12 protein-coding genes are annotated in these 12,796 nt (G+C 72.4%); 8 read left to right on the forward strand and 4 right to left on the reverse strand.

Annotated elements, in window-relative coordinates; translation table 11 throughout:
* Positions 1-2: 2 nt before the first annotated feature.
* Positions 3-932, reverse strand: coding sequence for an SDR family oxidoreductase (locus tag RM779_RS16150; protein WP_311618391.1), 930 nt, complete (start codon positions 930-932; stop codon positions 3-5).
* 160 nt (positions 933-1,092) lie between these two features.
* Here RM779_RS16150 and RM779_RS16155 point away from each other — a divergent pair, with 160 nt between their 5' ends.
* Both RM779_RS16155 and RM779_RS16160 read left to right on the forward strand, forming a co-directional pair.
* Positions 1,093-2,010, forward strand: coding sequence for a TIGR01777 family oxidoreductase (locus RM779_RS16155; protein ID WP_311618392.1), 918 nt, complete (start codon positions 1,093-1,095; stop codon positions 2,008-2,010).
* Positions 2,011-2,221: 211 nt separating this feature from the next.
* Positions 2,222-3,517 carry an FAD-dependent oxidoreductase gene (locus tag RM779_RS16160; RefSeq protein WP_311618393.1) on the forward strand — a complete coding sequence of 432 codons (1,296 nt, stop codon included), beginning with the start codon at positions 2,222-2,224 and terminating at the stop codon, positions 3,515-3,517.
* A gap of 3 nt (positions 3,518-3,520) precedes the next feature.
* On the opposite strand, the gene RM779_RS16165 is transcribed toward RM779_RS16160, so the two are convergent.
* On the reverse strand, positions 3,521-5,110 hold the full coding sequence (locus RM779_RS16165; RefSeq protein ID WP_311618394.1) for a regulator: 1,590 nt from the start codon (positions 5,108-5,110) through the stop codon (positions 3,521-3,523).
* 504 nt (positions 5,111-5,614) lie between these two features.
* On the opposite strand from RM779_RS16165, the gene lipB reads away from it, so the two are divergent.
* From lipB to RM779_RS16185, 4 genes are all read left to right on the forward strand, one after another.
* Entirely contained in the window at positions 5,615-6,409 is a 795-nt protein-coding gene (lipB, locus tag RM779_RS16170) for a lipoyl(octanoyl) transferase LipB (protein WP_077061896.1), read from the forward strand.
* A 64-nt stretch (positions 6,410-6,473) separates the two neighbouring features.
* Positions 6,474-7,406, forward strand: coding sequence for a lipoyl synthase (lipA, locus tag RM779_RS16175; protein WP_077061895.1), 933 nt, complete (start codon positions 6,474-6,476; stop codon positions 7,404-7,406).
* A 99-nt stretch (positions 7,407-7,505) separates the two neighbouring features.
* Entirely contained in the window at positions 7,506-7,724 is a 219-nt protein-coding gene (locus tag RM779_RS16180; RefSeq protein ID WP_311618395.1) for a hypothetical protein, read from the forward strand.
* Positions 7,725-7,775: 51 nt separating this feature from the next.
* Positions 7,776-8,483: a DUF4191 domain-containing protein gene (locus RM779_RS16185; protein ID WP_311618396.1), complete on the forward strand. Its 708-nt coding sequence runs from the start codon at positions 7,776-7,778 to the stop codon at positions 8,481-8,483.
* Positions 8,484-8,716: 233 nt separating this feature from the next.
* Here RM779_RS16185 and RM779_RS16190 read toward each other — a convergent pair whose 3' ends face one another.
* Entirely contained in the window at positions 8,717-9,181 is a 465-nt protein-coding gene (locus RM779_RS16190; RefSeq protein WP_311618397.1) for an RDD family protein, read from the reverse strand.
* 196 nt (positions 9,182-9,377) lie between these two features.
* Between RM779_RS16190 and glnA the strand changes: the two genes are divergently transcribed.
* Complete coding sequence (gene glnA, locus RM779_RS16195) at positions 9,378-10,793, forward strand: type I glutamate--ammonia ligase (RefSeq protein ID WP_077061891.1); 1,416 nt, start codon at positions 9,378-9,380, stop codon at positions 10,791-10,793.
* Between the two features lie 145 nt (positions 10,794-10,938).
* Positions 10,939-11,580, forward strand: a complete 642-nt coding sequence (locus RM779_RS16200; RefSeq protein WP_311618398.1) for a response regulator transcription factor — start codon at positions 10,939-10,941, stop codon at positions 11,578-11,580.
* 69 nt (positions 11,581-11,649) lie between these two features.
* Here RM779_RS16200 and RM779_RS16205 read toward each other — a convergent pair whose 3' ends face one another.
* Entirely contained in the window at positions 11,650-12,759 is a 1,110-nt protein-coding gene (locus RM779_RS16205) for an HAD-IIIC family phosphatase (RefSeq protein WP_311618399.1), read from the reverse strand.
* Positions 12,760-12,796 lie beyond the last annotated feature (37 nt).

Consider the following 12,796-nt stretch of genomic DNA (forward strand, 5'->3'; position numbering starts at 1 on the left):
GTTCAGCGGTAGTCCGCCGCGTCCGGCTTCTCGCCCGCGAGCAGCGCCGTGATGAACGGCCAGGCGTCCGGCCGCGAGCCGTCCGTGTCGGTGAACCCGTACACCTTCGCCAGGCCGCCGCTGGAGAGGGACTGCCCGTTCCAGCGCGCCACGTCCGGGTCGGCGGCCAGCGCGGCGACGGCCCGGCCGACGAACGCCGGGGACTCCGAGATCGCGAACGCCGGGTCCTGTTCGATGCCCGCCCGCCAGTTCTCCTCGGTGACCTTGAAGTACGTGTCGAGCATCGCCTCCGAACGCAGGAAGCCGGGCGTGATCGCGACCGCGGTGCCGCCCGCGTCCCGCAGCTCCTCGCCCAGGGCCAGCGCCATGCGGAGCGGCGCGTACTTCGCCAGGTCGTAGAAGAAGTGCTCCCGGTACTTCGCGTTGCTCTCCGCCGTGCCGTCGGTCACCTCCACCACAAGACCGCCCGGCCGCCGGATCAGCAGCGGCAGCGCGCAGTGGCTGGTGATGATGTGGGTCCTGACGCCCAGTTCGAGCATGCGCAGCCCGTCGTCCAGGTTCTGTTCCCACATCTTGCCCGTGAACGGGTGGTCCACCAGGTGGTCGGCGCCCCACACGTCGTTCACCAGCACGTCGAGCCGCCCCTGCTCGCGGTCGATGCGGTCCACCAGCGCCTGCACCTGGTCACGTTCCAGGTGGTCCGTCGGCACCGCGATGCCCTCGCCGCCCGCGGCCGTGACCAGTTCCGCGGTCTCCTCGATCGTCTCCGTGGCGCGGCCGATCTCGCTCACCGACGAGCGGGTGGTGCGGCCCGTGACATAGACCGTGGCCCCGGCCGCGCCGAGTTCGACGGCCATGGCCCGCCCCGCGCCCCGCGTCGCGCCCGCGACGAGGATGATCTTTCCCGACAGCGGCCCGTTCTCCTGATCCACGCGTTCGTCCTTCCGTGTCCCGCACAGACGCGTGTGCGCCTGTGCACGACCCTGACCCTCGCAGCGAAACCCGACATCTTCTGTCGGGCTTTCCGGGGGAATCCTCGGACCTGGGCGCCCCGGTTGGCCGGGGCGCGGCGTGATCCACGAGGATGGGCCCATGACGCCTCGCCGCATCGCCGTCACCGGCACCAGTGGTCTCATCGGCGGCGCCTTCGCGGGCGCGCTCCGCGCGGACGGCGCCGCCGTCGTGCGCCTGGTGCGCCGCCCGCCGCGGGCGGGGGACGAGGCCAGGTGGGACCCGACGGGGCGGGAGCAGGAGCTGAACGCCGCGGCGCTGGCGGGCTGCGACGCCGTCGTGCACATGGCCGGGGCCCCGGTGGCCGCCCGCCGCTGGACCACCGCGTACAAGGGCGTGATCCGCGACAGCAGGGTGCTCGGCACGGCCGCACTCGCCGCCGCGATGGCCTCCCTCGACACCCGGCCGCGCGTCTTCCTGTCCGGCAGCGCCATCGGCTACTACGGCGACACCGGCGAACGGGCCGTGACCGAGGACGCCCCCAACGGCACCGGCTTCCTCGCCGAGCTGGCCCGCGACTGGGAGGCCGCGGCGGCACCGGCCGCCGAGGCCGGGGTGCGGACCGTCTTCACCCGCACCGGCCTGGTGGTCGCGCGCTCCGGCGGGGCCTGGGGAAAGCTGTTCCCCATCTTCCGGGCCGGGCTCGGCGGCCGGATCGGGAACGGGCGGCAGTTCTGGAGCGCGATCTCGCTGGCGGACTACCTGTCCGCGCTGCGCTTCCTGCTCGCCGACACCTGCGAGGTGGCGGGCCCGGTCAACTTCACCGGCCCCACCCCCGTGACCAACCGCGAGGCCACCCGGGCCATGGGCCGCGTGCTGCGCCGCCCGACGGTGTGCGCGGTGCCCGGGCCACTGCTGCGGCTGGTGCTCGGCGAGTTCGCCGAGGACGTGCTCGGCAGCCAGCGCGTGCTGCCGCAGCGGCTGCTCGACGCCGGGTTCACCTTCGCGCACCCCACCGTCGAAGAAGCGGTACGCGCCGCGATCGCCCGCCCCGCGTAGACCCGGTCTGCTATCTCCCGCACCGGTGTGCGACCTGTGTGCCCCCATGCCCGGTGCATGCGCTCTGCCGCATTCCGCCCGGCGTGAGAGGGTCGGCTCCGGTTCGGGCATGGCCCGCGCCACCGCGGGCAGCAGCACCGAAGGCCACCAGGTTCTGGCCGGCCGCGAGCCCGCCGCTCGGATGCACCGACCACCTCACCAGGGAGGCCACGTGCTTAAGCGCCGAACGCCTCGCGCGTTCTCCGACATCGCCGACATCGTCGTCATCGGGGGCGGAGCGGCGGGACTCGCCGCTGCCCACTACCTGACCGCCGCCGGGCTCACGGTGACCGTGCTTGAGGCGGAAAGACGGATCGGCGGCCGGATGGCCACCGAAGTCCGCGACGGCTTCCGCCTCGACCGCGCCAGCCAGCTCTCGCTGCCCGACTCCCCCACCCTGCGCCGCCTCCCGCGCCCGCTGCCCCTGCGCCGCCTGACCGGTGGCATCCTGCTGCGTGGTCAGGGGTCGGCCCGGCGGATCGGCGGCACCGCGGACGGCCGTTGCGAACCGGCGGACGGCGAGCCCGACACGGCCGGCGACCCGGTCTTCGAACGGATCTGGCTGCGGGCCAACCTCGCCCGCCTCGGCCGCTCCCCCGAGGCGCGGCTGCGCGCGCGGCCCGAGCTGACGGCCGCAGGTGCCCTGACCACCCGCGGGATACCCCCGCGGATAGCCGAGCGTTCGCTGCGCCCGCTGCTGTCCGTGCTGCTGCACGACCCGGAGCTGGCCACCTCAAGCCGCCTGGGCGATCTGGCGCTGCGCGCGTTCGCCCGCCGCGGCCTCGGCCTGCCGGCCGGCGGCGCCGCGGTGCTGCCGGAACTGCTCGCGGCCGGGCTGCCGCCGGGCGCGGTGCGCACCGGCGTGCGGGCCGTCGCGGTGACCACGACGGCGGTCGTGACCGAGGCGCACGGCACGTTCGGCTGCCGGGGCGTGGTCGTGGCCACGGGGGCCGCCGAGGCGGCCCGGCTGCTGCCGGGCCTGCGGGTGCCCGCCTTCCGGCCGGTGACGGTGCTGCACCACGCGGCCCCTGCCGCCGTGCCCTCGGGGGCCACGCTCGTCGTGGAGGCCGGGGCGCGCGGTCCTGTCGCGCACAGCGTGGCGGCCTCGGCGGCCGACCCGTCCCGCGCTCCCGCGGGCCGGACGCTGGTCACGTCCGTCGTCCTCGGCTCGCAGGCCGCGGAGCCGCCCGAACTGCTGGACAAGGCCGCGCGGCCCCAGCTCGGCGAGATGCACCAGACGACGGCCGAGGACTGGGAGCTGCTGGCCGCCCACCACGACGCGCAGGCCGTGCCCGCCGTGCCGCCCCCGTACACCGGCGTCCGCCCGGTCCGGCTGCTCGACGGCCTGTACGTGTGCGGCGACCACCGGGACGCGCCAGGACCGGCGGGCGACCTGGCCTCGGCCCGCCGCGCCACCGCCGCGGTACTCGCGGACGCGGGCCTGCGCCCGCCCGCATGGGCGGGCTGACGGTCAGCCCAGGGCCGCCAGCTTCTCCCGGTAGACGCGCGCGGCCGCGGCGTCGCGGAACGGGTCCAGGCGCCGTTCGAAATCGTGGAGGTACTCGTGGGCCCGCACGGACCGCATGTCGTTGGCCTGCGCGGCGGCCTCGGCGGCCAGCGTGCAGGCGTGCTCGACGTCGCCGAGGCCGAGCCGCGCGCTCGCCAGCACGATCCGGCAGAAGAGCCTGCTGCGCGCGTAGGCGGGGCTGCGCAGTTGGAGGGAGCGCTCCGCGTGCCTTGCGGCGGCCCGGTACTGCTGGAGGTCGCGGTGGCAGTGCGCGAACTCGTCGGCCAGCTGCGCCTCGTCGAAGAACCGCGCCCACGCGGGCACGTCGTCGGCCGTGCGCGCCGTCTCCAGGGCGCGCTCCGCGCGGGCGAGCGCCGCGGTGCACGAGCGGACCTCGCCGAGCAGGCCGTGCCCGCGGGCCTCGACGCTGTGCAGCAGGGCCTGGACCACCGGCGGCACCGAGCTGGCCATGCCCTGCTGGGCGACGCGGGCCAGCTGGACGGCCTCGCGGCCGTGCCCCAGGTAGACCGCCTGTCTGCTCATGGAGACGAGCACGTAGGCGCCGTAGCTGCGGTCGCCCGCGGCCTGCGCGAGCCGCAGGGCCTGCACGAAGTACCGCTGGGCCAGGCCGTGGGCCGCGATGTCGTACGCGGTCCAGCCGGCGAGCCGGGTCAGGTCGGCCGCGGCGGAGAACAGCTTGCGGCCGGTCTGCTCACCGTAGGCGCCGCGCAGCATCGGCTCCAGCTCGTTCTCCAGGTAACGCACGAGCGCCTGCCTTGCGTGGCCGCCGCCGTACGCCTGGTCCAGCGTGCGGAACAGGTCGGCGACGGAGCGCAGGGCGGCGATGTCTCCCGGGGTGACGCGCTGTCCTGGCCCCCGTTCGACCCGGTCGAGGCGGCTCGGCCGCGCGGGCGGCGGCACGGGGCGGCGGACGCCCTGCGCCTGCGGCGGGCGTCCCGGGGCCGCCGGCTCTCCCGGCTGCGGCGGCCGGACGGCGCCGCGCGCCTGCTCGGGGACCCGGGCGGCGGGCGGCGCCTCCGGGCCGGGCGGCGTGCCTTCCGGCGGCTCGCCGCGGGCGACCCGGTCGTCCGGGCGCCCGATGAGCCAGTCCCGGCTCGGCACGACGAGCCCGGCCGGGGTGAACGCGATCTTGCGCAGCTCGGCGTAGCTGCCGGAGTCCTTGCGCCACAGGCCGGCGACGATGTCGACGGCCTCGGCGGGGCTGGCGGCGAACTCCAGGCCGGCGTAGACGGGGGCGCACGCCTCAAGACCGAGGTCCTGGGCGGACAGCCGGCGGCCGAGCCGCCGGGTGAACACCTCGGCGATCAGCGCCGGGGTGGTACCGCGGGGGCGCTGCCCGCGCAGCCAGCGGGTGACCGACGTCTTGTCGTACCGGAGATCGAGGCCGTGTTCGAGGCCGAGCTGGTCGACACGTCTGGCCAGACCGGCGTGCGAGAATCCCGCCTCGGCGATGAGTGCGGCGAGCTGGCGGTTCGGTGTACGCGGTGTGGCGGACTGCGGGGAGGGCGGGCCTCCGGGTCGTTCCGTGGACATCGGCGGTGCGGTCTCCTGCCTTACGGCTGTGCGGCTGGAACGGCGTGAATGTAACGGTCCTGCCCGGTTTAGTCGGCTCGTCGACCGAGGATTCATCCATATGTGTGAGCCCAAGGGCCTCGGGAGGACGGCTTCTGCCCGGGGCTAGGTCCTGTCCTGTCGATCTTGTCGGATCAGCCCGCGGCTCCCCCGGACTCCTCCCCCAGACTTCGTCTGGGAGGTGCCCCCAGGGAGGTGCCCCCGGATGCGGTGAATCGCGTGGGCCCCTCTTGCACGATGCGTGCAAGAGGGAGCCGGATCGCAGCTCATACCTGTCCGTATTCGCGCGATTCGGTAACGCAGCGTGGGGGCACCTCCCAGCCGCCAGGCTGGGGGAGTGCCGTAGCTGGGGGCACCTCCCGGACGGAGTCTGGGGGAGTCGCGGGCCCGGCAAGATCGGCAGGACAGGGCCTAGAGTGGGGTCGAGACGCGAAACGTGTGTACGAAAACGAAGGAGCCGCGGCCGTGAGCGAGCTGCGCTTTGTCCATCTGGGGTTCGGCGCCGAGGCCGTCGAGTATCACGCGGCGTGGCAGGAGCAGCGGCGCGTGCACACGGCCAGGTTCGCCGACGAGATCCCCGACACCTGTCTCCTGCTTGAGCACACCGCCGTCTACACGGCCGGGCGGCGCACCGAGGACAGCGAACGGCCCCTGGACGGCACGCCGGTGGTGGACGTCGACCGGGGCGGGAAGATCACCTGGCACGGTCCCGGGCAGCTGGTCGGCTACCCGATCCTGAAGCTGCCGCGCCCGGTGGACGTCGTGGCGCACGTGCGGCGCATCGAGGAGGCCGTGATCCGGGCCTGCGCCGACTTCGGCCTGGCCACGACCCGGGTGGAGGGCCGCAGCGGGGTGTGGGTGCTGGGTGACGCGCTGGAGGACGAGGGCGCCGGCCGGCCCGGCCTGGGCGGCCTGGCGCTCGACTTCGATCCGCGGCTGCACGACGAGGAGTTCGACCCGCGGCTGAGCGGTCCCGAGTACGCGCCGTCCAACGCCGGGCAGCGCAACGAGGACCGCAAGCTGTGCGCCATCGGCATCCGTGTCGCCAAGGGCGTGACGATGCACGGTTTCGCACTGAACTGCGATCCGGACAACACCTCGTTCGACCGCATCGTGCCGTGCGGCATCAGGGACGCGGGTGTGACGTCGATCTCGCAGGAGTTGGGGCGGAATGTTCCGGTCACCGAGGTGATTCCGGTAGTGGAGCGGCATCTGCGCGGTGTGCTGGAAACCGCGGACCCGCTGCCCCGGGCGGTCTGAGAGGACCCCAAGCACAGGCGTACGCTGGAGTTCGCCGAAGAATCGAAAGTGTAGGGAGCCGGACGTGTCCGCTGTCGCACCCGATGGCCGCAAGATGCTGCGCCTTGAGGTCCGGAACAGTCAGACCCCCATCGAGCGCAAGCCCGAGTGGATCAAGACCAGGGCGAAGCTGGGCCCCGAGTACCGCGAGCTGCACAGCCTGGTGAAGCGGGAGGGCCTGCACACGGTCTGCCAGGAGGCCGGCTGTCCCAACATCTTCGAGTGCTGGGAGGACCGCGAGGCCACGTTCCTCATCGGCGGCGAGCAGTGCACCCGGCGCTGCGACTTCTGCCAGATCGACACGGGCAGGCCGGCCGAGCTCGACCGGGACGAGCCGCGGCGGGTGGCGGAGTCGGTGCGGCAGATGGAGCTGCGGTACGCGACGGTGACCGGCGTGGCGCGGGACGACCTGCCGGACGGCGGGGCGTGGCTGTACGCGGAGACGGTGCGGCAGATCCACGGGCTGATGCCGGACACCGGCGTGGAGCTGCTGATTCCCGACTTCAACGCCGTTCCCGAGCAGCTGGCCGAGGTGTTCTCCGCGCGGCCCGAGGTGCTGGCGCACAACGTGGAGACGGTGCCGCGGATCTTCAAGCGCATCCGCCCGGCGTTCCGCTACGAGCGGTCGATGAGCGTGCTGACGCGGGCCCGCGAGGAGGGCCTGGTCACCAAGTCCAACCTGATCCTGGGCCTGGGCGAGACCCGCGAGGAGGTCAGCCAGGCGCTGCGCGACATGCACGCGGCGGGCTGCGAGCTGATCACGATCACCCAGTACCTGCGGCCTTCGCCGCGGCATCACCCGGTGGAGCGGTGGGTGAAGCCCGCGGAGTTCGTGGAGCTGCGGGAGGAGGCCGAGGAGGTCGGCTTCTCCGGGGTGATGTCCGGGCCGATGGTGCGTTCCTCGTACCGGGCGGGGCGGCTGTACCAGCAGGCGGTGGCGCAGCGGTCCGCCGCGTGACGGAGCCTTTCACCGGGATTGACCCCCGGGTCATGGGTCCGTAATACCGTTCGATAACAATAGGAGCACGTTGTCCGACCGCCTGGGGAGGGGCCGTCCATGTCGTACGCCAGTCCGGTGCGCCCGAGCGTGACCGGGACACTGCGCGCGCTTGAGGGGATGCTGCTGCGGGCCGGGCGGCAGACCGCCCTCGCGAACGCCCGCGCGGCCGTGCAGGAGGACCGGGCCCGCGCGGCGGCCCGGCGCGACGCGGAGCGCGCCCTCGCGGCGGTGACGGCGCGCGCCGAGCCCGCCGTACTGCCCGCGCCCGGTACCTGAGGCGCGCGACCCGTGGGGCCGGTGCGCCGTGCTGCCCCGTAGACTTGGGCCATGGCGCGGAAGGAAAAGGCACAGGATTCCGAGAACCCGGGGCGACTGAAGCAGATCGCCCTGACGTACAAGATGACCAAGCGGGGCGACCGCTGGATCGGCTGGATCATCTCGGCAGTCGGCCTGGGCACTTTCGCGGTGGTCCTCGGCCTCGGCTTCCTCATCGGGCATCCGATCTACCTGGGCATCCTCGGTTTCCTGGTCGCGCTGCTCGCCACGGCGATCGTCTTCGGGCGGCGCGCCGAGCGGGCGGCGTTCGGCCAGATGGAGGGCCAGCCCGGCGCGGCGGCCGCCGTCCTGGAGAACATGAAGCGCGGCATCGTCTTCACGCCCGCGGTGGCGATCAACCGCCAGCAGGACGTGGTGCACCGGGCCGTCGGCAAGTGCGGCGTGGTGCTGGTCGGGGAGGGCAATCAGAACCGGCTGAAGAGCCTGATGGCCGCCGAGAAGCGCCGGATGAACCGGACGGTGTCCGATGTGCCGGTGCACGACGTGATCGTGGGGAAGGGCGAGGGGCAGGTGGAGCTGAAGAAGCTGCGTTCCACCATCCTCAAGTTCCCGCGGGTGCTCGCGGGTCCGCGCGTCACCGAGGTGAACGACCGGCTGCGGGCCATGGGTGACCTCATGAACAACATGCCGCTGCCGAAGGGCCCAATGCCCAAGGGCATGCGCATGCCCAAGGGGAACGTGCAGCGCCGCGGCCGCTGAGCGGGCCCGGCCCGCGGCGTACCGTGGGCCGCCGACCGCCCGGCCGGGAAGCGCGCCCCCGTCCCGGGAGCCGCTGGCCGGGCGCACGCTGAAGGCACGGGCAGGGCCGACGCCTGCGCCTCGGACCCTGACCCGCGATCCTCAGACGCGGGCCCGGCCTCGGTGCGAGGTCCGAGGTCCGGGGTCCGGGGTTCCGACGCGAATCTGGCCTGGACCCTGCCCCTCAGGGTCCCTCAGGTGCGGACCTGGACCGCGCCGGCGAGGCGGTCGTGCAGGCCGCGGGTGTCGCGGTCCCAGACCAGTGGCGGGATGGCCAGGGCCAGGAGCAGGGTCCGCAGCGCGGCGCGGGGGAAGCTCAGCCGCTGCCCGTCGAGGGCGATGACCCGCAGGTGGAACAGCCGTTTGCCCGGCGTCATGCCGAGCGTCCCGACGGTGATCAGGGTCATCACGACGAAGACGATCAGGGTCCAGTTGCTGACGGAGGCCGGCTCCCGGGTGAGCAGACCGTATGCGATCAGCAGGCAGAGCCCCCAGTCGACGAGAATGGCGCCGACCCGCTTGCCGAGGGGCGCCACCGAGCCGGGGCCCTCCTCGGGGAGGCCGAGCCGCTGTCCGCGGTAACCGAAGTCGATGCCCATGTCCTCGGCCGCCGCGCGGGGCCCGGAGAGCCATGAGCCAATTGCCTGCCGATTGTCCACGCCTCAACCGTAGCGCGCCCGCCCGGGCGGGTCGTCAGCGGTATCAGATGAGAAGTCCGGTTAACAGTGGCGAAACAAACGGGTCATCCTTGAGAAATGGCCCGTCCTTAGGGTCGGCCCCGGCAGGCCCACGCACTGGGTCATCCCCGAGCTGCACGTTCCCGGCCCCCTCCGGCCGGGACTAGGAGGACACCGGATGTTCCGAAACGCCGACGAGATCAAGAAGTACATCGCGGACAACGACGTCAAGTTCATCGACGTCCGATTCTGCGACCTGCCGGGCATCATGCAGCACGTCACGGTGCCGGTCGGGACCTTCGACCCGACCGCGAGCCTGATGTTCGACGGTTCGTCGATCCGGGGCTTCCAGGCCATCCACGAGTCCGACATGGCGCTCGTCCCGGACCTGTCCACGTCGCGGGTGGACCCGTTCCGCAAGGACAAGACCATCAACATCAACTTCTTCATCCACGACCCGATCACGGGCGAGGCGTACAGCCGCGACCCGCGGAACGTGGCGAAGAAGGCCGAGGCGTACCTTGCCTCCTCCGGCATCGCGGACACCGCGTACTTCGGCCCCGAGGCCGAGTTCTACGTCTTCGACGACGTCCGCTTCGAGACCAAGTCGAACGCCGGCTACTACTACATCGACTCCGAGGCGGGCGCCTGGAACACCGGCGCCATCGAGGAGGGCGGCAACCGCGGTTACAAGGTCCGCTACAAGGGCGGCTACTTCCCCGCGCCCCCCGTGGACCACTTCGCGGACCTGCGGGCCGAGATCACCCTGGAGCTGATCGAGGCCGGCCTCAAGGTCGAGCGCCAGCACCACGAGGTCGGCACCGCGGGCCAGGCCGAGATCAACTACGAGTTCAACACGCTGCTCGCCGCCGCCGACGACCTCATGCTGTTCAAGTACATCGTGAAGAACGTGGCGTGGCGCAACGGCAAGACCGCGACGTTCATGCCCAAGCCGATCTTCGGCGACAACGGCTCCGGCATGCACGTCCACCAGTCCCTGTGGCAGGGCGGGACGCCGCTGTTCTACGACGAGCAGGGCTACGCGGGCCTGTCGGACACCGCGCGCTTCTACATCGGCGGCATCCTCAAGCACGCGCCGTCGCTGCTGGCGTTCACCAACCCGACGGTGAACTCCTACCACCGCCTGGTGCCCGGCTTCGAGGCCCCGGTCAACCTGGTCTACTCCCAGCGGAACCGGTCGGCCGCCATGCGCATCCCGATCACCGGGTCGAACCCGAAGGCCAAGCGCGTCGAGTTCCGCGCGCCCGACCCCTCCTCGAACCCGTACCTCGCCTTCTCGGCGCTGATGCTCGCGGGTCTCGACGGCATCAAGAACAAGATCGAGCCCGCCGAGCCGATCGACAAGGACCTGTACGAGCTTGCCCCCGAGGAGCACGCCGAGCTCCCGCAGGTCCCGACCTCGCTCCCCGCGGTCCTCGAAGCCCTGGAGGCGGACAACGAGTACCTTCAGGCCGGTGGCGTGTTCACGGCCGACCTGATCGAGACGTGGATCGACTTCAAGCGGGAGAAGGAAATCGCCCCGATGCAACTGCGCCCGCACCCGCACGAGTTCGAGCTGTACTTCGACGTGTGAGGGCGGCACACCCGCGTTCCGGCACAGGCCGCCGCCCCGGACGGGCGGCGGCCTGTGCCGTGCGCCCCGGCCGCCGAATCCGGTCCTCGGTATTGACCGGACGCCGAGAAGTACGCGATTCTCACTCGCGTAGTGTGGTGACGACATGACTGACATCACGCTGCTGCTCGTCGATGACCACCCCGTCGTACGGGACGGGCTGCGCGCCATGTTCACCGCGGCCCCGGGTTTCACCGTGCTCGGGGAGTGTTCGAGCGGCGCCGCGGCCACGGGCCTCGCGCTGCGCCTCGATCCCGACGTCGTCCTGATGGATCTGCGCATGCCGGAAGGCAACGGCGTCGACGCCATCGCCGAGTTGACGCGCCGCGGCTCCCGCACCCGGGTCCTCGTCCTCACCACCTTCGACACGGACACCGACACGATCCCCGCGATCGAGGCGGGCGCGACCGGATACCTGCTCAAGGACGCGCCCCGTGAGGAGCTGTTCGCCGCTGTGCGGGCCACGGCGGCGGGCCGTACGGTCGTTTCCCCCGCGATCGCGTCCCGGCTGCTGAGCGCCGTGCGCGGCCCTGCCGCGCCCATCGGCGAGACGCTCTCGGCCCGCGAGCGCGAGGTCCTCGCGCTCGTCGCCCGGGGCACGTCCAACCGCGAGATCGCGACCGAGCTGTTCATCAGTGAGGCCACCGTCAAGACGCATCTCTCCCACGTCTACGGCAAGTTGGGCGTGAAGGACCGGGCCGCGGCGGTCGCGGTCGGATACGACCGGGGCATCCTGGGCCGACCCTGACGTTCCCCCACGCGCTCCGCCCGAGGTCCTTCGGCGAAGGGCCCTCGGGCGGGTCGGCGGCGCGGGTGGTCAGGCGAGGGCGGCTCCCGCCGCGTCCTCGGCCCCCAGGGCGGGGCCCACGACGCTCATGGTGGTGGGGCCGGGGCGGCGCTCGGCCACCAGGTGACGGAACTCGATGTCCGCGCGGTCGGGCGCGGTCTCCGCGGGCAGCTCGGCGAGGCAGTCGCAGGCGTCGCCGGTGAAACCGGCGAACCGGTAGGCGATCTCCATCATCCGGTTGCGGTCGGTGCGGCGGAAGTCGGCGGCCAGGTGGACGCCGGACTCGGCCGCTTCGGTGATCAGCCAGTTGAGCAGAACGGCGCCCGCGCCGAAGGACACCACCCGGCAGGAGGTGGCCAGCAGCTTCAGGTGCCAGACCCGCTCGTGGTAGCCGAGCAGCATCACGCCGACGGCGCCGTGCGGGCCGAAGCGGTCGGTGAGGGTGACGGTGAGGACCTCGTGCCCCGGGTCGGCGATCAGGGCGCGCAGGTCGGCGTCGGAGTAGTACACGCCGGTGGCGTTCATCTGGCTGGTGCGCAGGGTCAGTTCCTCGACGCGGGACAGGTCTCCCTCGTCGGCGGGCTTGATCTCCATGACCAGGTCGAGGGAACGCAGGAACTCCTCGTCGGGTCCCGTGAAGCTTTCGCGCTCCGCGGTGCGGCGGAAGCCCGCCTGGTACATGTCGCGGCGGCGGGCGGCGTCGACGGTGACGACGGCGGGGCTGAACTCGGGCAGGCCGGTCAGCTCGGCCGCCTGATCGGCGTCGTAGCAGCGGACTTCGGCGTGGTGGTAGGCGACCTCGGCCCGCTCGGCCGGCTGGTCGTCGATGAAGGCGATCGTCTTCATCGCGAAGTTCAGCTGGTCGGCGATCTCCTTGATGGACTGGGACTTCGGGTGCCAGCCGATCTGCGGCAGCACGAAGTACTCGGCGACGCCGAGCCGCTCCAGCCGCTCCCAGGCGTGGTCGTGGTCGTTCTTGCTGGCCACGGCCTGGAGTATGCCGCGGGCGTCGAGTTCGATGATGGTACGGCGGATGTCATCCGGCAGCGCGACCTCGGAGTCCTCCAGCAGGGTGCCTCGCCACAGGGTGTTGTCGAGGTCCCAGACCAGGCATTTCACGAGGGTGGGAGCGTCGGACACGGGTCTCTCCTTCGAGGGCGTCAACTACTGCGTCGTG

The organism is Streptomyces johnsoniae (genome assembly GCF_031845565.1).
Taxonomy (GTDB): domain Bacteria; phylum Actinomycetota; class Actinomycetes; order Streptomycetales; family Streptomycetaceae; genus Streptomyces; species Streptomyces johnsoniae.

Coding starts and splice junctions, on each gene's coding strand:
- RM779_RS16155 (WP_311618392.1), top strand. CDS start 1,093: ATGACGCCTCGCCGCATCGCCGTCACCGGCACCAGTGGTCTCATCGGC.
- RM779_RS16165 (WP_311618394.1), bottom strand. CDS start 5,110: ATGTCCACGGAACGACCCGGAGGCCCGCCCTCCCCGCAGTCCGCCACA.
- RM779_RS16180 (WP_311618395.1), top strand. CDS start 7,506: ATGTCGTACGCCAGTCCGGTGCGCCCGAGCGTGACCGGGACACTGCGC.
- RM779_RS16185 (WP_311618396.1), top strand. CDS start 7,776: ATGGCGCGGAAGGAAAAGGCACAGGATTCCGAGAACCCGGGGCGACTG.
- glnA (WP_077061891.1), top strand. CDS start 9,378: ATGTTCCGAAACGCCGACGAGATCAAGAAGTACATCGCGGACAACGAC.
- RM779_RS16200 (WP_311618398.1), top strand. CDS start 10,939: ATGACTGACATCACGCTGCTGCTCGTCGATGACCACCCCGTCGTACGG.